Raw genomic sequence first — 21224 nt, 5'->3', positions numbered from 1 at the left:
AGACAAAATCAATGGTTTTTATTAATATCAAAGAAGATGAAGTAGGCATTGTTTATAAACGATTTGGTCGTCCCTTGCCTGCGGGTCGTCGAGTTGCTCTCAATGGAGAAAGTGGTTTACAAGCGGAGGTGCTTACCCCTGGACGGCATTTGAGTTTGCCTAATGTGGAAATTCGCATTGCTAAGGCAATTGTAATTGCTTCTGATGAGGTGGGATTAGTGGATGCAAAAGACGGGGCAAGCTTACCTCCAGGAGAAAACTTTGGAAAAGTCGTCGAGTGTAAGGATTTTCAAGATGCTAGGGTATTTATCCATAATGGTGGACAAAAAGGAAAACAACGAGCCATTTTGACTAATGGTACTTATTATATTAATACTGAGCTATTCTCTGTTGAGATTGTTAACGTTATTCGTATCCGTGAAGACGAAGTAGGACTCGTGGAAGCGAGGGATGGTAAACCTCTACCGCCAGGTCAAGCCTTTGCCAAGTTTGTAGAATGCAATAATTTTCAAAATGCCCAAGCTTTTTGGGACAATGGTGGTCAAAGCGGTAAACAAATGGCAATTTTAACCGCCAATACCTATCAGATTAATACCAATATCTTTAAAGTAAAAAATGTAAAATGTATTCGCATTGCGGAGGATCAAGTAGGATTGGTTCGGGCTACCTTTGGCAAGCCGTTGCCTCCAAATCGAACTTTTGGTAAGGTTGTTGAATGCAATAATTTTCAAGATGCTCAAGCTTTTATCAATAGTGGCGGAGAAAGTGGTAAACAATTAGCCTTTTTAACACCTAGCACCTATCAAATTAATACTGATTTGTTTGAAATTAAAATTGATTCAGTCACTAAAGTTCCCCAAGGAGAAATTGGCTTAGTTGTGGCTAATGATGGAGCAACCCGCCCCGAAGATAGGAATTTAGGTAAAGTTGTTGAATGCCAAAATTTTGAAGATGCTGAAGCTTTTATTAAAAATGGTGGTGAAAGTGGCAAACAGTTGGCAGTTCTACCTGCGAGGACTTATCAGATCAACACTGACTTGTTTACTGTTATTACTTCTGCTAATGCCACTCAGTACAATGTAAACCCTGAAGAATTAAAGGTTTATACTGTGGCCAAAGACAAAATCGGTATTGTTACTACACTTGAAGGAAAAACTCTTCCTGAAGGTGTAATTGCTGGGGATACAATTAAAGGTCATGATAATTTTCAGAAACCTCAAAAATTTATCGAAGCTGGGGGCTATAAAGGCTTACAGGAAGAATTTTTACAGGAAGGTTCCTGGATTCTCAATCCCTGGTTTGTTTGTGTTGAGCAAGTACCATTGATTGAAATTCTTGCCGAGCAAGTCGGGGTGATTATTTCTTATGTCGGCAAAGATAACGAGTCAGAAAATGATGATCGGCTTTCAAAAGAAGGAGAAAAAGGCGTACAGCGCAAGCCCCTTCTACCAAGTAAGTATCCGATAAACAGAAGAATTCAAAGTGTTCATGTTGTTCCGACAAACGAGATTATCCTAGAGTGGTCTAAAGCGGAAGGAAAAGATGCGGATAATTATGATAAAATCCTTGAGCCATTACAACTTCGATCAAAAGATGGTTTTGTTTTTCAGTTGCAATTAACTCAGACTATCTGCATAGCAGCAAAAGATGCTCCACAAATGATTCTCAAAGTCGGTACTCAAGCAATTGATCCTTTGAGCCTAGAGTATTCTAATGCTCTTGATAATATTACTGATAAGAAATCTGTTAAATCTCCTGCTATCAGAAATTTAGTCGGTAGAGTTTTAGCCCCTTTAGTGAATTCTTATTTTCAGAATGCCGCTCAGTATTTTGAGGCTCTTGATTTTTTTAGTAAGCGAAGCGCTATTCAAAAGCATGCAGCAGATTTTATTAAAAAGGCACTTAATGATTATGGCGTACAGTCAATCCAGACTTTGATTACAGACATTGATTTGCCTGATGAATTGGAGGAGCTATTAAGAGAGCGTCAAATTCTGAAACAACAAGCCGAAAACTATAAACGACAAGAGTTAACTGAACAAGCCCGTCAGTCTCTCATCAAACAGCAAGAGGAAAACAAAGCTCAAATCAAAATAGTTGAGGCTCAAAGTAATTTAGAGGTAGCAACTCTTAATGCTAAAGCTAAACTTGAGGAATCAAAAGCAGATGCACAAATTCAACAAGAAAAAGATGAGCTTGAGTTAAAGCGGATGCGGGCAGAATCTGACATGAAAACCGAAGACGAGAAAATTGAGTCTGGTATTCGTATGGAAGAGTTTCGTCAAAGAGTTCAGGTTCTTAGTCCTGCGATTTATGCTCAGTTAGAATCAGAAGGGAAATGGGCTGAGGCATACGCCAACAGCCAAATTAAACTTCCAGAAGTGTTTATTGGTGCTAGTAGCGGTGGTGGTAATACTTCTGGTGGTGGAGGGATTGTTGAAGCCAGTGCTATGCAGATGGCGTTCCTAGAAATCTTAAGAGACTCCCTGAAATCAAAAAGACAAAATGAGCAAATTAATATGTCACGAGAATATGAGATTCTCCCCCCTTCTGAAAATGATTAAATTCAGAGAGCGTTAATTCCTTTATTTTTGCTCTGAATTAAGAAGTATAACCATTAACTAAGGTAATCAAGTGCTAACTAAAACACGACTCAATTCTGTACAAAAACTTTTAATCTGGTCTGCTGGTGCAGATCAAGAAATTTTGTCTCAAGAAAGCTGCCGCACAGAAAGGTATAAATATGAGTCTATCGGCACCACCGTTATTCTCACGGCAATAATGGCTTTTTGTTCAGGAGGCTATGCACTTTTTACGGTTTTTGGCTCTTTAACAATTTCAATTTCTTTGGGTTTTATTTGGGGTAGCATAATTTTTAACTTAGATCGCTTTTTTATCCTTACAGCTAGTCAAAATAAGTCTTCATCAAAACTACAATTTTGGGTAGGAGCCGCCACTCGCTTAAGCATAGCAATTCTTTTAGGTTTTATCGTTGCTAAACCTCTAGAGTTAAGATTGTTTGAGAGTGAAATAAATCAAAAAATTAGCCAACAAAGAAGAGAAAGAGAAAGAGAAGAAAGCAGAAAAGATCAAGATACTCCAGATGTCAAAAGGATCAATAAAATCAATGAAGAGATTGACAATCTCACAAGAGAAAAAAATCAAGCTTCAGACGCTTTACAAAAAGCTCGTATAGATGCGATAGAAGAAATAAAAGGTAAAGGTGTGACAGGTAAACCCGGTGTCGGTACTATTGCAAAAGAAAGACAAAAAAATGTAGAAACAATAGAAAAAAGTGTTACTTTTTTGGATAGTAGAATCCAAGATTTACTCAAGGAAAAAAATAATTTAATTAAACAAAAATCAATTTTGAGTGTCAAGACACCACAAAAAAAGGAATGGCAAGAAGGAAGTCTTTTGGATCGTATCTCAGCCCTAGAAGCATTATCGAAAGATGATCCTGCTATTGCTATTACAAATAAATTAATTACTCTGTTATTAATTATTATTGAAATTGCTCCAGTTTTGGTAAAAATCTTGTCGAAAGAAGGTCTTTATGAAAAACTGCTTGAGAAAGAAACTATCGATAGAATGAATCAAGAAAATCTTGGCAAAATGGCAGAAAAAGAACTCTCAAAAATGAAAGAACTAAAAAATTTTCAGCTAAATATTGAAGCTTTAATGATTGAATATATCCGACTTAGAGAAAGAAATAAAGAAAAAATCGAAGATATACAAATGAATAAAGCAAAAAATATTTATCAGCAACATGATGAAGAAACTGCTAACTTTATTAAGTTATGTAGAGAACGAGTAACTAATTATGAAGATTTAGTAGATTAAACTTTATCTTAAGATAAAGATAATGAGATTTTTAAAGATCAATAATAATCTCTAGAATTGCTATATCGTATGATTTTGAAATAGTGATTGCATTTTTTTAATAACTACCAATTAATCAGCGATCACAGTTTTAGCTCCTGCGATTGATTTTAACACTCGTACTATCAAGATAGTGGGTTAGCAGTCAAGCTATAGTTAGCCAACGAACACAAAACAGCAAAAAAACGATGATGCAATACAAAGGCTATGAAGCTGTGATTGAATACGATGAAAGCGATCGCTTATTTTTTGGTCGTGTCATCAACATAGAAGATATTATCGTTTTTGATGGTCTTTCCGTTGATGAACTAGAACAAGCTTTTAAAACTGTTATTGAACAATACTTAGCAGATTGTCAAACCCTTAATAAAAACCCTAATCAACCGACTTATCCCTTATCTTCTCATTAGTTAGAAGGCGATTGCGTTTTGTGGTGAGTGATTAGGCGATCGCCTATAATGAGGATTATTGTCAAGTTCAGGCGCTAGGACTACCACAAACAATCAAGAAAGAAGAAACCAGTTGATGATGAAAGAAATCATTCCTTTCGATCAACGACTAAATTCTAGATTAAATAAACAAAAAATTACCATATTACAAGTTAATTTAGGCAAACGCTGCAATTGAGCTTGTAATCATTGCCATTTATAACCGCTTCTTGAGGTTCTTTACTCGGCAGATAATCGGCTATTGCGATTGATGTTTGACGTAGGTTCGTAATACATCATTAATTAGGTCGTGATAGCTCTTTTCTTGAGCATGATTCCTAAACCACTCAAGGATTTCTGAATCCAACCTGATACTAATTTGCTCTGTTTGTGGATTTGGTTTGACCAGTTTAGCATTCTTGAAAAATTCATCATCTAGGGGAGGAATATCTGAATAATCAATATCCTCATCGGACATTTGCATAAATTTCTCCTGTCGCTCTTTAAGAGGCATATCAAGGGAAAATTCAGGGTTGCTCATAGCGTTTTCTCTCCCGTTCATTGGCTTTTCTGGCTGATATGAGAAGAATGCTTTGACTTCTTTGAGTGTGAATAACTACGATGATCGCTTTCTTTTCTTGGGTGGCAAGCGTTATTTGCCCTATTGAAACAAATCTCGTTTCCCCATAGTTGCATCGGGTATCCTCAAAGGTCAGGATAGAAGGATCAGCGAATATAGCGATCGCTTCCTCGAAACTGATACCGTGTTTGATGAGATTGCTTTGGTTTTTATTGTTGTCCCAGTCGAAGACCATATCATCAATATATACATTTTTGTGCGTACAAGATCAAAGCATCTGAACAATCACTTTTTCTGGGAATGAAAAGTAATTCATTGATCTATTCAGCTCTTCTGGTTTCTGTGTGGAAACGAGGTCTATACTAGAGTTCTTCCATAATTAATTTTTGAGAGTGCAAAAATGAGAAAAATAGGCATAAAATCGCATAAAATCACTAAATAGAGCATTTAATTGATTAATGCTCATTCTTAATTTTCCTGACTCCGAGACTACTGGCTCCTTACTCCTCACCTAACGGAAGATTTTTGATTTCTGCCAGAGGTCTAGTACAAAAATTCTGCACTATCCATAGCATGGGAATGGGAGTTAGAAGACAAAACAGGATAGACTTTTCTCTAGTCTGATCGATTTTGAGGGCCATGAAGGATTTATTGGCAATTTTTAGCAAGGAATTAAGCTCCTGGTTTCGGCGCTGTTGGTTAGCGGTACTATTAACCGGCAGGGTTTTTTACTTCCTATTCACACGCAAACCCGATTGGCGCGTCACCCAAGAACAAATGGTGGCAGCCGGGCCCGCCTCGCTGATTATCGCCATGATCACGGCTGCGGTGATCGGCATGATCTTTACTATCCAAGTGGCCCGGGAGTTCCAAGCCTTGGGCGCCGGCAGTATGGTGGGGGGAATTTTGGCCCTTGCTCTCGGTCGGGAACTCTGTCCGATTATGATGGCGATCGTGGTAGCCGGTCGGGTAGGATCGGCTTTTGCGGCGGAAATCGGTACCATGAAGGTGACAGAGCAGATCGACGCACTCTATATGCTCAAAACCGATCCCGTGGAATATCTGGTGCTGCCCCGTTTAATTGCCTGTTGTCTGATGGTTCCCGCTTTGAGTGTTATGGCATTGCTGATCGGTTTGGGTAGCGGTTTGCTGGTCGGCCAAAGTTTATACGGGATTGCTAATTCAGTTTTTCTCGACTCGGTTCGCGGTTTTCTGCGCGTGGGAGACGTGCTGAGTGGACCAGTTAAAGGGGTGGTTTTTGGGGCTTTAATCGCGATTATCGGCTGTAATTGGGGTTTAACGACCGATGGCGGTGCTAAAGGAGTCGGCCAAGCTACGACCGCGGCCGTAGTCACTATGCTCTTAGCGATTTTTGTATCTAATCTGCTGATGACTTGGATCTTGTTCCAAGGATCTGGTAATAGTTCGGTTTTGTTTGGACAGTAATTTCAGTTAAAAACGCTCATTTTCTAGCCATTGTTCTAAGTCCTCTACTGACTGAAAATCTAATAAAGCTTCTCCTAAGTTTTCTAAATTTTCTAGGGAAAGACTTTGGATATTGGCGGATAATTCGGCAGAAATGCCACCTATACGCCGATTTAATAGACGTAGAAGCAAATTGATGGCTTCTTCTTGTCTTCCTTCCCCTTTGATTTCCTGATAGATGACAGATTCTTTCATAATGTCCTTCCTCAACAATTGTTGAATGATGTCTTTGTTTAATACTAATCCAGCGAGAATTGCGGTGGAGGCAGCCAGATTGCTTTGTTCTCGACTGTCGCTGATTTGTTCGATTTTTTGGGCGATTTGCCGCAGTAAATTCTCTTGCTCCTCAGCTTGAGCTAGTATAGCAAAGGGCAATAGTCCTGGTGCTTGTAATAAGGGTTGATAGGGTTGTTCCCATAGTCTAATCACCTCAAATTGATGATAAGTTTTTCCCTGTTGATAGTCATTCTGTCTGACTAGGGGCAAGGTACTCCTCCTTAGATAAATAACTACCTGATGGATAGGTTTGCCTTGATAGCGTCGATAGAGTCTTGTGGCATAATCGAGCATTCTATAGGGAATATCCTCTTTAGGGTCGGTTTGGAACTCAATATGTAAGATTAATTCTTCTGACTCTAAAAAGATTAAACTATCGGCTCTTATCGGCTCTAATGACAACTCTGGGGGTTTAATTTCGGTTAAATCTAAAGGTTTACCTAATAACCAAGTGGCTAAATCTCTCGAATATTCCAGGGCGATAAATTTACAAGTGGAATCATACATCGGTCTTGACTATATTTTACCTAAAATGTCGGATGAATGCCCCCGCTAAATTTTTCGACAAGATACTCACCTTTGCGGGGGATGAAATCCGACCAGGATATTGACTGCGAAGCACGATTTTAATTCTACCATTTGTAGGTAAACTGTGTTATACTTAATTGATACAGGGTCGAGGATTAATCGATGCTAGTCGTAGAAGCCAAGTTAAAAAACGGGACACCAGAGCAATATCAACGGCTTGATGAAGCTATCAAAACTTCTCAGTTTGTGCGTAACTCTTGTGTTCGTTATTGGATGGACAATCAAGGGACAACCCGCAATGATCTCCAAAAACTTTGCTCGGTACTAGCTAACAATAAAGAGACACCTTGGGTTAATAAATTAAACTCACAAGCACGTCAATCGGCTGCTGATAGAGCCTGGCAATCAATTAATAGGTTTTACCAGAATTGTCATGCTAAGATAGCGGGGAAAAAGGGTTTTCCTCGGTTCAAAAAGCATAGCCGTTCGGTTGAATATAAACTAACGGGTTACAAACTATCTGATGATAGACGTAAAATCAAGTTCACTGATGGTTTTAAAGCAGGAGAATTTGATTTATGGTGTAGTCAGAAAACCTTAGTTTATTATTCAGAACAACAGATTAAACGGGTAAGAGTTGTTAGACGTGCTGACGGTTATTATTGCCAGTTTTTAATTGACGTAGAGCGGCAAGAATACCATGAACCAACGGGACAAATAACAGGAATTGACTTAGGGTTAAAAGAGTTTTATACTGACGCTCAAGGTAATACTGTAGAGAATCCACGTTATTTAAGAAAGTCAGAAAAAAGACTTAAAAAAGCACAAAGACGATTATCAAAACTATTTCGTCAAGGAAAGAAACAGTCTAACAACTATCACAAGCAACGGATAAAAGTGGCTAGGCTTCATCTTAAGGTGTCAAGACAACGTAAAGACAAAGCAATTAAAGACGCTTTGGCGTTAGTCCAGTCTAATGATTTGGTAGTCTATGAAGCTTTAAAGGTAAGAAACTTAGTCAAAAACCGTAAGCTTGCCAAGTCGATTAGTGATGCTTCTTGGTATCAATTCACTGAATGGTTGAATTATTTTGCCAAGATTTATCGGATTGTTTGTATTGCTGTTCCTCCCCATTTCACGACTCAAGATTGTTCAGTTTGTGGGACGAGAGTTCAAAAAACATTAAGCACTAGAACTCATCAATGTCCCAATTGTAAAACAGTCTTAGATAGGGATCATAATGCAGCAATAAATATTCTTAAAAAAGGGTTGCAATATTTGGGAAAACATCTCAATGCCTCGACTTCGCTCGGCATTGACACTGAGCGAAGTCGAAGTGTCAACGGTACTGTTGGGCAAACAGAAACCGACCTAAACGCCTTGGGAGAGTCCGACCTCTGGGTTTTTAATGGAGACATTGAGAATCTAAGTTGTCTCGTTGAACAAGGAATTTCTAACAGCGATGTGGAAAGAATCCCCCGTCACAGCGTAGCTTGACGGTGGGAGTATGTCAATCAAAAATAGAGATAAATAGACTAAAGCCTGGTAAGACATCCTCTCCGCTTAAATTAGCGGGTAGTTCCATAATTTCTACGGGTTGCTGAGGACGATAAATTTCCACCTGTTGTTGTTGAGGATTAACTAGCCAACCTAATCGCAAACCACTGTGGAGATATTCCCGCATTTTAGCTTGAATTTCTGGGAGGGAATCGCTACGGGAGCGCAGTTCAATGACGAAATCGGGACAAATAGGCGGAAATTTCTCCTGTTCTTCTCGACTTAGAGCTTGCCAAAGAGTTAAACTCACCCAAGCAGCATCGGGAGCGCGATATCCGCCTTTCGGTAAACGAAAAATCGTCGCCGAACTAAAGACTTTACCCAATCCGGTTTGACGATTCCACAACCAAAGCAAACTAATAAAATCGGCCTCTCGGTTGCCGCTAATTCCCCCAACAGGTGGCATCACAATTAATTCTCCTTGGGCGTTTCTTTCCAGTTGCCAATCTGGGTTAACTTGACAGAGACGGTAAAACTGCTCATCGCTGAGATTGACTGTATCTAAGTTTAAAATCACTGCTGCCATAGCTATATTTCGCCCTAGAAAACACTCTAGTCTTAATTATAGTCAATTAGATTCCCCGCCAGATTGCGATCGCACCGTCCCGATCTCCAGTGACTAACCAACGACCATCTTGACTGGCAACCATTCTTAAGATGACGTTTCCCTTGAGGGTATTCAAGCGCTGACGGGTATTAACATCCCAAAATTTGACAGTTCCATCCCCGGAAGTGCTGGCCAAAACTGTACCCCCATCGAGCAAGGCCATATCGGTAACAGCGTCGTTATGGGCGAGAATAGTCGTGGTGCCGATGCCGCTTTTTACTTGCCAACTGCGGATCGAACCGTCTTGACTAGCAGTACCGGCGATATTACCATCCTTGGAAAAAAGCACCCGATAAACGGGGAATAAATTACCCGCATAGGCGCGAATAAAGCGACCGGTACTCACTTTCCACAGTTTAACGAAGCCATCGTAATCGGCGCTAACAATTCCTTCACCATCGGGACTAAATGCGATCGCCTGAATCGGATGATGATGGCCGCGCAGGGTTTTTAACAGTTTACCCGTCTGAAAATCCCAGAGTTTGACTGTACGATCCCAGCTACCCGTAGCCAAAATTTTGCCATCGGGAGAAATAGCGGCATCGGTAACGAGAAAAGCATGGCCAGGATAGGTCATTTCTAATTTTCCCGTGCGCGTATTCCAGCGTTGCACTTTTCCCCCCGCATCGGCAGTTACGAAAGTCTCACCATCGGGACTAAATTGGATAGCGTTAACGGTATCACCTAGTTGCCAAGTCCTGAGAGGTTTTTGGGTTTTTAAATCCCATTCCCTAACAGTACCGTCAAAACTACCACTCAGCAGCAGGGAGTTATCGGGACTAATGGCTAAAGCATAGATGGGATCCTGATCGGCTTTTAAAATAGTAACCCGTTCGACCATCTGCCAAGGAACGATTTCTGCTAGGGGAGACGCTTGCGGAGTGGTGGTTTTCTCTTTTTCCCGATTCACTGCACAACCCCCCGATAGCAACAGCAGCAATAATAACGATAATGTCGGTTGATAAAGGGTTATTTTCATAGAATTTTGCCGTTGTCAAAATCATCTTAAACTACTTTAAACTTGAAGGGGTAAAATTTGCATAGAATAACGACAACGAGGAACAAGATAAATGACAAATTCTTGATTGGTTGTGTTGGCTTCTTCCAGAACATTCTGTAAATTTTCACCGTGAGCAATGACCCCTTTTTCATTATAGGCAATGTATTGATTTTTATACAAATCAAGCACGGTGTCACGATTTTTGTTTAACCAACGTAACATTTCTTGGGCTTTTTCTTTAGAGATTGAGTTGGTCATAATCTTTCTAGGGAGAGACGTTTTTGATCAGAATGAAAGCAGTGCTAATCAGTTTATTTTTGTCAATTATAGCTTCTATTTGCTCCGATTGATACCGACCTGCTTCGACTTCTAAAGAAGCGGCATCCAAAGCATTAAGATAAGCATCGTTTAAAGTGTCTGTTAATTCCTGATCACTTAAATAATATCCTGCTGCTTTTCGGCGTTTATTTTGGCGTTGAATTTCTCTAACACTATTGCGAATGGAGACATCCCAAGAACGAGTGGTTCGGTTTTCTGCCTGTTGTTTAATTAAATGCAGTAATAAGATAACAGCATAACTACGAATGGTGCTAATAATCCCATTTTTGCTCATATCTTCAAGTTCTTCTACAATCGCCAGTGAACCTTTAATATCACCTTTTAAGAGCAAAGCTTTTAATTCTAAAAGTTCTTCCATAATCGAATTTCTTCCCTCAATACCCCTTAATTATATCTTGCCACAAGTCTCTCTATCTAAAAGCTCATCCCTCACTAACGCTCTTGGAGGGAGTCTGGCAAAAGTCTTACAGTCTCTAAACTCTAGCTCTCTTATGGGGTAAGCCTTCAAGCTATCGCTAACTAACAGAAACCCGAAATTTGAGTTTTTATTAGAAAAAAAGTTAGCGATCACTTGTCAACCAAGGCTTTCAGAATCTGGATTCGGTCAGGGATTTCCGAAAGTCCCAGAAGCTCCCTAAGTAGTCGGACATAAATAAACAACACTATGTTAAGGAATGTAAAATAGGCGGTTTTTGCTGTTGCATACAGCTTTCTACCCTATTTACAAAACTTTATACAGCAGCGAAAACTTATGTTCGACTACTTAGGGTTTGCTGAAAAAGTGTATTGGTGGGGTTAGGAGTCTGGGGAGTCAGGCTTCGGCCGTGAGCTTTTGCGTTCGACAAAAGCTCCCCCCGATGTCCGAACGGAGCCGGTCGTTTCACGCTTTGTTGCCCTTGTTTTTTGTACCAAGCTATGTACTACAAGAAGGATAATGCAAGGTTTTTGAAAGTCCCAATCCTATTTTCGCAGCATGAACATCGGATTTTAACAGGTCAAAAGCCTTATTTTAAAAGGGTTTTACCATTATTCAGCAAGCCCTACTTAACTGTTATTTAAGGCCATCGTAACCGTTCGGGGGGGTGATTCGGTAGTATTGATGGAGGCTTAATCCTTTGCTTTGCTGTGCATTGTAGTCATGGATAAAATACCGGCTCTTCGGTAATTGTTATGCAAATAATTAACTTAAAATAAAATTCGATGATAGTGCTTACGCTCAAAAATAGCTGAAATCTATACAGGGAGAAATTTTAGACACAAACAGGTTAATACCAAAAGATAGACAATTGAGTTAAGATTTAATATAATAGCCAAAAACCAGAGTATTTTACTTATGATACTTGACAAATTTTTGAACCTAGAAGGAACCTCTATTCAAGGCTATCGACACCTAGAAAATGTCGGTATAGTTTGACGAATCGAATCGAAAAAGAAAAAAGCAATCTGTCCTCGTTGTGGGTTAGAGAGCGATAAACTACACCAAAATCATCGACATTTAGTCAAAGATTTACCGCTCTCAGGCCAACCAGTGTACCTACAAGTTAATCGTCGTCAATTTAAGTGCGATAATTGTCAGAAGCCCTTTAGCGAAGAGTTAGATTTTGTCGCCAGTAAACGAACCTATACGAAAAGACTAGCCGAGAATATACTTGAACAATTAAAATCAGGAGATATTTTAAATGTTAGCCGAAGAAATGACGTAACGGAAGAAGAGATTCAAAGAATGCTAGAGGACATCGCTGAAGAAATTACCGAGCCAGATTTATCGGAATTAAAAAGACTAGGAATTGATGAAATCGCTCTAGTGAAGGGACAAAAAAATTACTGTGCAGTTTTAGTAAATTTAGATACGGGAAAACTAATAGCTATTCTGGAGAAGCGAACACAAGAAGAGTTTAAGAAAACCCTTACGGGCTGGGGAAAAGAGGTGTTAGAGCAAATTGAAGAAGTGAGCATAGACCTTTGGTTGTCCTATAAAAATCTGGTAAAAGAATTGATGCCGTCGGCCGAGGTAGTCGCTGATAGATTCCATGTAATGAAACAAATTAATCAAGAGTTAGACGAACAGAGAAGAGCGGAAAAAAGAGCCGTAGAAGCGCGGAAAAAGAAAAAACAGAAAGCGGAAAAAGAAGCGAAGCTAGAAGTTTTAAAGCGAAGTAAATATAGCCTGTTAAAAAATGAAGAAGATTTAACGGAACCCCAAAAAATCAAACTAGAAGCTATCAAAAAAACTTGGCTAAATTTGAAAGAGATGCACGAATTAAAGGAAGAATTCAGAAGGATTTACGAAACCTCAAAGAATCCGACAGAGGGAATGCTATCCATCTCGGAATGGTTGGCAAAATCCTCCAGTGTTTTTACCAAGAGTTGTCAAACAATCCGAAACTGGTTTGGAGAAATCATTAGTTATTTCGAGCGAAGGACAACGAATGGATTAGTCGAGGGAATCAACAATAAACTTAAACTAATAAAACGAAGAGGCTATGGCTTTAGAAACTTTCGAAATTTTTGGGTTAGAAGTATGTTGTCTTGGCATCTTGTCTGTTGATTTAGCATAAAGAGTAACGAAGAGCCAAAATACCAAAGGGCTCCCCAACGTGATTCTCCATTTTTTTAGAGAAAGATAGACTCTCTCTCACCAGCCGAGAAATCCTTGGTCGAAAGGTATTATTTAATCTTTCAATAGGATTAGTTTGACCAGTTTCCAAAGTTTTTTGGCTGATTGGCGACTCCTATGGCATAGAACGAGTTAGTTAGGACAGATGCCTGAAGGCTTTACTCACAGCATCCACAAGGTTTTCACTATCATTGATAATCTGACTAACATAGTTTTTCAATCTAGCCCAGAACTTTTCAATTTTGTTGATATCTGGAGAATAGGCGGGTAAAAATAGCACTTCACATCCCGCTTTAGCTAACAATTTTTTGATTCTCTCTTTGGGATGAAAACTGGCGTTATCAATGATGATAATTTGACCGGGTAGTAGTTCGGGTAATAGCAATTGTTCTATCCACTCACACACCAACTCTGTATTACAGTACCCCTCAAACACCATTGGCGCGATCGTGGAACCACGCCACCAACCGCTGATCACACTAACTCTTTCGCTACAGTGACCTAACTTTAAAGCCTCAAATCTTTCTGATTTGTGACAATATCCATAAGGGTAATCGATGGTGTTATCTATTCCAGCTTCATCAATATAGACAAATCTTTCCGGGGCATAACCTCTGATTTTTTGGAGAAACTCTTTTCGGGCTTCTTCATCTCTTTCTCTGTAGCCATAAGTTTTTTTTTTCTAGTAAATCCAATTCTTTTGAGCGCTTGACCAATTCTCATCCTACTGACTGGGTTAGCCCATTTTTGCGCCATTTTTTCTTGGGTCAAATGCCCATATTGTTCGGCCAACTTTTGAAAGGCTTCTAAATCGTCAATTTTGGGCTTCGGCCCTCGACGATAGTTAGTTTTAGCGGCCACCGTCCCAGTTTGTTTCTTCCGTTTCAGCCATAGGTCTAATGTATTACGACTAATATTGAGGGTGCGACAGACATGGCTTTTTTTCTCCCCTCGCTCTACGGCACTCACTGCTTTCTGTCTTAAATCATCACTATAGGGTGCTGCCATGAAAGCTTCTCCTCATTTCTTTTTCTCTATTATGTCCTAACTATCCCGCTCTTTGCTATAGTAGGGTTGATTCATGAATCAACCCTACCCAAACCCCCCGTTGGGGCCCAAACCCCGGAGCGCATTAGTTTTTCGGTGGGATGCTTACACGCGATTGTTCATATTTTTGTACTAATTTAAGAGTCACTGATAATTGCTAATTGTCGGTATTTCTGCAAATGTGGGATGCACTCGCTAAAACTCCTTTCTTTCACTTTTTACTTGACAAATTACTGGCTATTTGCTGCGCCGGCTGATATTCGGGAACTAAATCTTGTAGGGACTTAACTAAGCCCTGACGGTCATTAACTTGAATATAATTAAGCAGTTGCTCTAATTTGATTCGCAATTTGTCCCAAGCAAGAAAGTGTTCATGAGCGCAAAAAATCTTTGGGTGAGCGGTGGGACGAGCTTTATCGGTATCGATTAATAATTCTTCGTAGAGTTTTTCCCCCGGTCTTAATCCTGTGATTTCAATATCGATATCTTGCCCTAATTCCAAGCCACTTAAACGGATCATCTGTAGGGCCAAATCGTAAATTCTTACCGGTTCACCCATATCTAACAGGAATACCTCACCCCCTCGGGCCATGGCTCCCGCTTGTATAACCAAACGCACCGCCTCTGGAATAGACATAAAATAGCGAATAATATCGCGATGGGTGAGGGTAATATTCTTACGTTGGGCGATTTGTTCCCGGAAACGCGGCACCACGGAACCGCTACTATCAAGAACATTGCCAAAGCGGACGATAGCGCAACAGGTGGAAGTATGGGGTAAAGCGGCCAAAGCTTGCACGACTAACTCAGCACAGCGTTTGCTGGCCCCCATAATGTTAGTCGGTCTGACGGCCTTATCGGTGGAAATGAGAACTAAATTACTAACTGAATTCTCGATCGCGGTCTGAGCGACATTTAAGGTTCCCCAAACATTAGTGTAAATCCCTTGACTAGCATTGGTTTCCACAAGGGGAACGTGCTTATAGGCGGCCGTGTGATAAATTGTCTCAATTTGGTGTTGTTGGATGACTCGGTCTAGATGATTGCGGTCAAGAACATTGCCTAGATAGGCATACTTGGCTAAATCGGCATAATTTTCGCTTAAATCGAGATCGATTTTGTAGAGGGAAAACTCGTTTAATTCGTAGATTACCAAGCATTTTGGCTTGAGGAGGGCGATTTGTCGGCATAATTCCGAACCGATGGAACCGCCACCCCCGGTGACTAACACCGCTTTACCCGTGACATTTTTTCCCAAAAGTTCGGGATGGGGTAGAATTTCTTCCCGTCCTAATAATTCCGAGACATCGACACTGCGAATCTGATTGATGGCCGCTTCTCCCGATAAAATTTTTGAGAGGGGAGGGACGGTTTTAATGACGATGGGTAAAGTTTCTAGACTTTCGATGATTTGCCGCTTTCTGGTCTTGTCTGCATTCGGAATAGCGAGAATAACCCAGTCAAAGGCCCGTTTTTGGTGCAGTAGTGCCAATTGAGAGGGGGGATAAACCCTAATGCCTTGGATAACTCGCTGCTGCAAATCGGGATTATCATCAACAAAGGCCAATAAACGATAGTGGGGGTCATTTTGTAGGGAACGTGCCAATTGACAACCCACAACCCCGGCACCATAGATAACAATTGTCGGTTCCCTATCGACACTACTGACGTAAATATTCAGACGGTGAAAGACAGAACGAATCAACAGTCTCACCCCAATAACCAATACTAGGGTTAACAATGCGTCGATAATCAGGACTGAACGCGGCAAAAAGGCATCCCTTTGAAAGTAGGCAAGACTGATTAAAACCCCTGAACTATAGAGAACCGCTTGCAGTACGGAGGAAAGAAACTCTAATCCTGTATAACGTAGTACGGGACGGTAAATACCTTTAAGATAGAAAACTAGAAGTTTAATGGCAATTAAGCTGAATATTTCCCCGAAAAAAGGTCTAATTTGCTGATATTCGAGGCTAAGATTAAACCTGAGAGAGAAGGCTAGATAGATGGTCAGACAAAAAATAAGGCAATCGGTGACAATTAGAAGAGATCGCTTCGATGATCTAGATAGGCAATTAGCTAATTTAAGGATTTTGTTCGCCAGTTTTCTATACATTATCCAATTGATTAATTAATCTTAAGGTAAATTTACTTAGCTCCTCTCGACTTTGTGCGATAATCAGTGCTTATTATTCGGACGAGTTTTGCTAGGCAAGGCTTTGAAGAATATATTTCTGGAAAATTACCCCTATTCTTCTCCCTTCCATACAGAAACAAGAAGAGCCGAGCCAATATTCTTTATAACAGTAGCGCTGCCTGTCTTTCCGCAAGATGATATCACCCAAATCCAATTAGGGCTGGCTGAATAATGGTAAAACCCTTTGAAAATAAGGCTTTTGACCTGTTAAAATCCGATGTTCATGCTGCGAAAATAGGATTGAGACCTTCAAAAACCTTGCATTATCCTTTTTTTAGTACATAATTGGTACAAAAAAGGAGGGCAACAAAGCCTGAAACTCCTGCCTCCTGCCCGCTGCCGACCGCCTGACCCCACCAACAAACTTTTTCAGCCAACCCCAATTATATCAAGCGGCGCGATTTGTCAAGACTTTTGGCTCTTCTAGAGTAGTTATGATATATTAGCAGAAAATAATCCACGCAAGCCTTGCCAAAAGGCTCACCAGAATTCAAAAAAGCAATTTTAATCAAAAAAGCTTTTGGCTTTGTTGGATTCCAGGCTATTTAAGGGGTTAGGCTCATTTAAACTACTAATTTGCTATAACCAGTCTAGGAGAGCCGACACAATTAACTCCTTGGTTAGGATAAGCAAGAGGCAGCTTTTTCTGCCTATCTCCCCACCCCCCCAATTCATAATTCATAATTTATAATTTATAATTCCCACTCCCTTTTTTAGCTTTTGACTTTTCATGACTATCATTGTCGATTATCGCTTTCCTACCGCTATTAATGCCGAAAAACAGGCAAAAACGATCGCTATCGGTCAAACCGCTGGCACTTGGAGCGATCGCCACAGTCATCGTCAACAGCAGCTGCAACAACACCTAGGGGAAGTGGTGGGGATCAGGGAGGAAGCCGACGGTTATAAGGTGGCTAGGGTGCGTTTTCCCCAGATAAACGTTGAAAATGACATCGCCAGTCTTTTAACCATGATTTTCGGCAAATATTCCATGGCTGGAGCCGGAAAAGTGGTGGGGGTGTATCTCCCCGAAAGCTACGGCACGAAAGCCAAGCTGGGAATCACAGGAATTAGGCAACGTTTGGGGGTTTATGATCGACCTCTAGTAATGGCAATTTTTAAACCCGCTTTAGGACTATCGGCCCAAGATCACGCCGATATCCTGCGAGAAGTGGCTTTTGCTGGCTTAGACGTGATTAAAGATGATGAAATCATGGCGGATCTTCCCGTGGCTCCCACCCACGAGCGCCTAGATTGTTGTCGTCGGGTTTTGGAGGAAGTGCGGCAGCAAACCGGCAGAAATGTTCTCTACGCGGTCAATGTCACTGGAAAAGCGGACGAATTGCAGAGAAAAGCCCGTTTATTGGTGAAACATGGGGCTAATGCCCTGTTATTAAACGTTCTTACCTACGGTTTTTCCGTTTTAGAAGCTTTAGCCAGTGATCCGGCGATCGATGTGCCTATTTTCGCCCATCCTGCCTTTGCCGGAGCGATGTGTGCCGGTAGCGATACGGGATTAGCCTATTCTGTGGTTTTGGGGACGATGATGGCCCACGCAGGAGCCGATGCGGTGCTATATCCCGCCGCTTACGGTAGTTTACCCTTCGATCCCCAGGAGGAGGGCAAAATTCGCGATATTTTGCGCGATAGAAACGTTTTTCCAGTTCCCTCGGCCGGCATTCGTCCAGGTATTGTTCCCCAGGTCCTTGGGGATTACGGACGTAATGTTATCCTCAATGCGGGAACCGGAATTATGGACCACCCATCGGGGCCTGCCAGTGGTGTGAGGGCTTTTTTTGAAGCTTTAGCCAGAATAGAAGCGGGTGAGTCTTTTGATCCAGCCAATTTGCCCGAAGGAGCCTTAAAACAGGCAATTCTAGAGTGGGGTTAAGTTCAATTCTTTCAAATGCACTATATAGGGTTTGCGGCAAAAAGTTTTTCTTGGGGGCAGGGTGTGGGGTGTGGGGTGTGGGGTGTAGGGTTTTACCGATTTTCAGGTGGTCAACTACCCAATTTTCAGGGAAAAAGTACCTGAATTTTCCCCCTGATCACTCCCATATCCGGTACTTTTTGATTGACAAAAGGTCTAAAAGTCTTACCCAACAAGGTTTTTAGATTTATTCAGCAAACCCTATATAGAGATTTTGTCAAGCATTTTTATCAAAAATTAACAAATAACTTCCCGTTTTAGATAGGGTTGCAGCACTTCTGGCACTTTTACCGTCCCGTCCGGCTGTTGATAATTTTCTAGGATAGCAGCCATAGTACGACCGATCGCTAATCCCGAACCGTTGAGGGTGTGGACAAAATTAGTGCCTTTTTGCCCTTTTTCTTTAAAGCGAATATTTGCCCGTCGTGCCTGAAAGTCTCTAAAATTAGAACAACTGGAAATTTCCCGATAGGTATTAGCCGAAGGTAGCCACACTTCTAAGTCATAACATTTGGCTGCCGAAAAACCCAAGTCACCGCTACACAATTCAATCACCCGATAGGGCAACTGTAAAGCTTGCAGGATTGCCTCTGCATTAGCGACTAAACTTTCATGTTCCTGAGCAGAAGCGTCAGGATGGACGATTTTGACCATTTCCACCTTATTAAATTGATGCAAACGGATCAAGCCCCTCGTATCTTTGCCATAGCTGCCCGCTTCTCGACGAAAACAAGGGGTATAGGCACAGTGTTTGATCGGTAATTGCTCCGATGAGAGGATTTCATCGCGATAGAGGTTAGTTACAGGTACTTCTGCCGTTGGTGCTAACCAAAGCTCATCATCTCGACATTTAAAGCTTTCTTCCGCAAATTTCGGCAGTTGTCCCGTCCCGCGCAGGGAGTCACTATTAATCAGAATTGGCGGTAAAACTTCTGTATAACCGGCGACAATATGGCGATCGAGCATAAAATTAATTAAAGCTCTTTCTAGGGCTGCCCCGAGGGCGATAAGATTAACAAAACGACTCTGGGCGATCTTTACTGCCCGTTCAAAGTCTAAAATGCCCAATTTTTCCCCAATTTCCCAGTGAGGCAAAATATTCGGGTTGGTGGGTTTATATTCCTCTCCCCAGCGTCTGACTTCCACATTTTCCCGTTCATCCTTACCGATGGGAGTGGTTTCACTAGGTAAATTGGGTAAATCTAAGATTTTTTGGTCAATGGCCGCTTTAATGGCTTTTTCCTGCGGTTCTAATTGAGCTAGTTTACTTTTAATCTCGTTTCCTTCTGTTTTCAGTCCCAAAATTTCGGGACTGTTGACATCGCTGCCACTTTTCACTTTTTGTCCCACCAGTTTACCGATTTCGTTACCCCGGGCCTGTAAACTGCTGCGTTCTAACTCTAAAGCCTTCTGTTGTTGATTTAACTGGAGAATAGGGGCAATATCATAACTCCCTCCCCGACTATCTAAGCGTTGCTGTACTTCCTCTGGATTTTCTCTAATTTGCTTTAGGTCTAACATGGTAAGTGGGTGGGTGGAATTAAATATAAGATGAACGTAGGTTGGGTTGAAGCATGAAACCCAACGCCCGATCATGTTACGCTACCGCTAACCCATCCTACAAATAATTGTGCCTCCCTACTTACGAGTCAGTAAAAAGTAAAAAGTAAGTGGGGGAGTCGGGGAATCGGCAGCCTGAGGGGAAATGTTGTCAACCGCTAACCAATGCTCAATATAACTCAAAACTTAACTAAAATATCGGTTAAAAGCCGCCGGTAAAATTAGCGGCAGCGGAAACTGGGGTATATTTAATTTTGGTGTCTGGAGTAAGTCTCATGCTCAAATATCTGCCTGTTAAATTCCTGCGTTTTTTAGCAATTAGCTGTCTTGTCACGTTAATTTCTCTAGGATTTGACCGTTTACACCCCGTTAAAGCTAATCCCACTCTCATAGCTCAAAATGCTTGGGCCGGGGCCTCCTTCCCCGTGGAAAACTTTCAAACCTATACCTCCGGTTTCGGTTATCGTTTCTCTCCCATGGATGGCAGTCAACAATTTCATGCCGGGTTAGATATGGCCGCACCCTTGGGCAGTTATATTCGCAATTGGTGGACCGGCAGAATCGTCGAATTATCGGATAATACAGGCTGTGGCACCATGATTAAGATGCAATCCGGTCAATGGACGCATATTTATTGTCATCTCATGGGTTCGGTTCAATCCGATAGCCGTGGTACTTTTTTGATTGACAGGTCAGGAGGAATCGTCCTTACTCTCGGTCAGGATATACCGGCAGGGGCCCGTATGGCTAGAGTGGGAATGACCGGACGCACCACCGGACCACACCTGCACTGGGGACTGATGTACGGCAATCAATACGTTGACCCCGCTTTGGTTTTAAATGCTATGTACGGTTCTAATCCTTCCGGTAATACTTAAGACTTGCTGAATAAATCTAAAAACTTTGTTGGATAAGGCTTTTAGACTTTTTTTCCCTCAAAAAGTGCCTACCATTGGAGGGATCGGGGGGAAAATCCCTGGACTTTTTCTCTGAAAATTAGGTAACTGACTACCTCAAAATCGGTAAAACCCTACACCCTACACCCTACACCCCACACCCTGCCCCCACGAAAAACTTTTTCAGCAAACCCTAGTTAAGAGGAAGGGGGAATTAGGGAATCTGCGATCGCATTCTGTGGAGAAAAAACATCGCTGCCCGGATTTAGTGAATAACGAGGGACACTGCTAGAAT

Annotated in this window: 17 protein-coding genes and 2 pseudogenes; 8 read left to right on the top strand and 11 right to left on the bottom strand. The window is 41.3% G+C overall.

The window, feature by feature from the left end; all coding sequences use genetic code 11:
* Nucleotides 1–11 precede the first annotated feature (11 nt).
* The 3 genes from RAM70_RS08280 to RAM70_RS08270 all read left to right on the top strand — a co-directional run bounded on the left by RAM70_RS08280 (nucleotide 12) and on the right by RAM70_RS08270 (nucleotide 4292).
* Nucleotides 12–2564, top strand: a complete 2553-nt coding sequence (locus tag RAM70_RS08280) for an SPFH domain-containing protein (RefSeq protein ID WP_079208776.1) — start codon at nucleotides 12–14, stop codon at nucleotides 2562–2564.
* Nucleotides 2565–2634: 70 nt separating this feature from the next.
* The gene (locus RAM70_RS08275) at nucleotides 2635–3843 is read left to right on the top strand and encodes a DUF4407 domain-containing protein (protein ID WP_312673226.1); all 1209 of its coding nucleotides are present in this window, start codon (nucleotides 2635–2637) and stop codon (nucleotides 3841–3843) included.
* 230 nt (nucleotides 3844–4073) lie between these two features.
* Nucleotides 4074–4292 (top strand): hypothetical protein, encoded by a 219-nt coding sequence (locus RAM70_RS08270; RefSeq protein ID WP_012266176.1) that lies wholly within the window; start codon nucleotides 4074–4076, stop codon nucleotides 4290–4292.
* Nucleotides 4293–4569: 277 nt separating this feature from the next.
* Here the strand turns inward: RAM70_RS08270 and RAM70_RS08265 are convergent, their stop codons facing one another.
* Nucleotides 4570–4851, bottom strand: coding sequence for a BrnA antitoxin family protein (locus tag RAM70_RS08265; protein WP_149973672.1), 282 nt, complete (start codon nucleotides 4849–4851; stop codon nucleotides 4570–4572).
* Nucleotides 4838–5125: a BrnT family toxin gene (locus RAM70_RS08260; RefSeq protein ID WP_287767221.1), complete on the bottom strand. Its 288-nt coding sequence runs from the start codon at nucleotides 5123–5125 to the stop codon at nucleotides 4838–4840. The genes RAM70_RS08265 and RAM70_RS08260 overlap by 14 nt, the downstream gene beginning before the upstream one ends.
* A gap of 404 nt (nucleotides 5126–5529) precedes the next feature.
* On the opposite strand from RAM70_RS08260, the gene RAM70_RS08255 reads away from it, so the two are divergent.
* A complete protein-coding gene (locus RAM70_RS08255) occupies nucleotides 5530–6336 on the top strand; it encodes an MlaE family lipid ABC transporter permease subunit (RefSeq protein WP_046661119.1) in 807 nt (268 codons plus the stop codon).
* Nucleotides 6337–6342: 6 nt separating this feature from the next.
* Here RAM70_RS08255 and RAM70_RS08250 read toward each other — a convergent pair whose 3' ends face one another.
* A complete protein-coding gene (locus RAM70_RS08250) occupies nucleotides 6343–7158 on the bottom strand; it encodes a DUF4351 domain-containing protein (RefSeq protein ID WP_312673221.1) in 816 nt (271 codons plus the stop codon).
* A gap of 183 nt (nucleotides 7159–7341) precedes the next feature.
* Between RAM70_RS08250 and RAM70_RS08245 the strand changes: the two genes are divergently transcribed.
* Nucleotides 7342–8676 (top strand): RNA-guided endonuclease InsQ/TnpB family protein, encoded by a 1335-nt coding sequence (locus RAM70_RS08245; RefSeq protein ID WP_312673220.1) that lies wholly within the window; start codon nucleotides 7342–7344, stop codon nucleotides 8674–8676.
* A gap of 13 nt (nucleotides 8677–8689) precedes the next feature.
* Here the strand turns inward: RAM70_RS08245 and RAM70_RS08240 are convergent, their stop codons facing one another.
* From RAM70_RS08240 to RAM70_RS08225, 4 genes are read right to left on the bottom strand one after another with little or no spacing between them, the layout of a single operon-like run.
* Nucleotides 8690–9262: a Uma2 family endonuclease gene (locus RAM70_RS08240; RefSeq protein WP_312673219.1), complete on the bottom strand. Its 573-nt coding sequence runs from the start codon at nucleotides 9260–9262 to the stop codon at nucleotides 8690–8692.
* A 46-nt stretch (nucleotides 9263–9308) separates the two neighbouring features.
* Nucleotides 9309–10322, bottom strand: coding sequence for a WD40 repeat domain-containing protein (locus RAM70_RS08235; RefSeq protein ID WP_312673217.1), 1014 nt, complete (start codon nucleotides 10320–10322; stop codon nucleotides 9309–9311).
* 36 nt (nucleotides 10323–10358) lie between these two features.
* Nucleotides 10359–10601, bottom strand: a complete 243-nt coding sequence (locus RAM70_RS08230) for a DUF5678 domain-containing protein (RefSeq protein ID WP_045362478.1) — start codon at nucleotides 10599–10601, stop codon at nucleotides 10359–10361.
* Between the two features lie 7 nt (nucleotides 10602–10608).
* The gene (locus RAM70_RS08225) at nucleotides 10609–11040 is read right to left on the bottom strand and encodes a DUF29 family protein (protein ID WP_045362481.1); all 432 of its coding nucleotides are present in this window, start codon (nucleotides 11038–11040) and stop codon (nucleotides 10609–10611) included.
* Between the two features lie 975 nt (nucleotides 11041–12015).
* On the opposite strand from RAM70_RS08225, the pseudogene RAM70_RS08220 reads away from it, so the two are divergent.
* Nucleotides 12016–13230, top strand: a pseudogene (locus tag RAM70_RS08220) (ISL3 family transposase).
* 205 nt (nucleotides 13231–13435) lie between these two features.
* Here RAM70_RS08220 and RAM70_RS08215 read toward each other — a convergent pair.
* From RAM70_RS08215 to RAM70_RS08205, 3 genes and pseudogenes are all read right to left on the bottom strand, one after another.
* Nucleotides 13436–13921 (bottom strand): annotated as a pseudogene (locus RAM70_RS08215) (IS630 family transposase); the annotation flags it as partial.
* Entirely contained in the window at nucleotides 13867–14307 is a 441-nt protein-coding gene (locus tag RAM70_RS08210; RefSeq protein ID WP_312672026.1) for an IS630 transposase-related protein, read from the bottom strand. The gene RAM70_RS08210 and the pseudogene RAM70_RS08215, both read right to left, overlap by 55 nt.
* A 250-nt stretch (nucleotides 14308–14557) precedes the next feature.
* A complete protein-coding gene (locus tag RAM70_RS08205; RefSeq protein ID WP_312673211.1) occupies nucleotides 14558–16462 on the bottom strand; it encodes a polysaccharide biosynthesis protein in 1905 nt (634 codons plus the stop codon).
* Between the two features lie 811 nt (nucleotides 16463–17273).
* Here RAM70_RS08205 and RAM70_RS08200 point away from each other — a divergent pair.
* Nucleotides 17274–18434, top strand: a complete 1161-nt coding sequence (locus RAM70_RS08200; RefSeq protein ID WP_312673209.1) for a 2,3-diketo-5-methylthiopentyl-1-phosphate enolase — start codon at nucleotides 17274–17276, stop codon at nucleotides 18432–18434.
* Between the two features lie 276 nt (nucleotides 18435–18710).
* On the opposite strand, the gene serS is transcribed toward RAM70_RS08200, so the two are convergent.
* Entirely contained in the window at nucleotides 18711–19994 is a 1284-nt protein-coding gene (gene serS / locus RAM70_RS08195) for a serine--tRNA ligase (RefSeq protein ID WP_312673207.1), read from the bottom strand.
* 314 nt (nucleotides 19995–20308) lie between these two features.
* Between serS and RAM70_RS08190 the strand changes: the two genes are divergently transcribed.
* Nucleotides 20309–20911 (top strand): M23 family metallopeptidase, encoded by a 603-nt coding sequence (locus tag RAM70_RS08190; protein WP_312673205.1) that lies wholly within the window; start codon nucleotides 20309–20311, stop codon nucleotides 20909–20911.
* Nucleotides 20912–21224: the final 313 nt, after the last annotated feature.

The sequence above is a fragment of the Microcystis wesenbergii NRERC-220 genome (assembly GCF_032027425.1).
Taxonomy (GTDB): domain Bacteria; phylum Cyanobacteriota; class Cyanobacteriia; order Cyanobacteriales; family Microcystaceae; genus Microcystis; species Microcystis wesenbergii_A.
The sequence above is the reverse complement of the archived record's forward strand: the minus strand, read 5'-3'. Positions and strand labels throughout refer to the sequence as shown.

Bases quoted from the DNA above. Each gene is read 5' to 3' on its own strand.
- RAM70_RS08240 (WP_312673219.1), bottom strand. From the start codon at position 9,262: ATGGCAGCAGTGATTTTAAACTTAGATACAGTCAATCTCAGCGATGAG.
- RAM70_RS08245 (WP_312673220.1), top strand. From the start codon at position 7,342: ATGCTAGTCGTAGAAGCCAAGTTAAAAAACGGGACACCAGAGCAATAT.
- RAM70_RS08225 (WP_045362481.1), bottom strand. From the start codon at position 11,040: ATGGAAGAACTTTTAGAATTAAAAGCTTTGCTCTTAAAAGGTGATATT.
- RAM70_RS08265 (WP_149973672.1), bottom strand. From the start codon at position 4,851: ATGAGCAACCCTGAATTTTCCCTTGATATGCCTCTTAAAGAGCGACAG.
- RAM70_RS08250 (WP_312673221.1), bottom strand. From the start codon at position 7,158: ATGTATGATTCCACTTGTAAATTTATCGCCCTGGAATATTCGAGAGAT.
- RAM70_RS08270 (WP_012266176.1), top strand. From the start codon at position 4,074: ATGCAATACAAAGGCTATGAAGCTGTGATTGAATACGATGAAAGCGAT.
- RAM70_RS08255 (WP_046661119.1), top strand. From the start codon at position 5,530: ATGAAGGATTTATTGGCAATTTTTAGCAAGGAATTAAGCTCCTGGTTT.
- RAM70_RS08280 (WP_079208776.1), top strand. From the start codon at position 12: ATGGTTTTTATTAATATCAAAGAAGATGAAGTAGGCATTGTTTATAAA.
- RAM70_RS08210 (WP_312672026.1), bottom strand. From the start codon at position 14,307: ATGGCAGCACCCTATAGTGATGATTTAAGACAGAAAGCAGTGAGTGCC.
- serS (WP_312673207.1), bottom strand. From the start codon at position 19,994: ATGTTAGACCTAAAGCAAATTAGAGAAAATCCAGAGGAAGTACAGCAA.
- RAM70_RS08190 (WP_312673205.1), top strand. From the start codon at position 20,309: ATGCTCAAATATCTGCCTGTTAAATTCCTGCGTTTTTTAGCAATTAGC.
- RAM70_RS08235 (WP_312673217.1), bottom strand. From the start codon at position 10,322: ATGAAAATAACCCTTTATCAACCGACATTATCGTTATTATTGCTGCTG.
- RAM70_RS08260 (WP_287767221.1), bottom strand. From the start codon at position 5,125: ATGGTCTTCGACTGGGACAACAATAAAAACCAAAGCAATCTCATCAAA.
- RAM70_RS08200 (WP_312673209.1), top strand. From the start codon at position 17,274: ATGACTATCATTGTCGATTATCGCTTTCCTACCGCTATTAATGCCGAA.
- RAM70_RS08205 (WP_312673211.1), bottom strand. From the start codon at position 16,462: ATGTATAGAAAACTGGCGAACAAAATCCTTAAATTAGCTAATTGCCTA.
- RAM70_RS08230 (WP_045362478.1), bottom strand. From the start codon at position 10,601: ATGACCAACTCAATCTCTAAAGAAAAAGCCCAAGAAATGTTACGTTGG.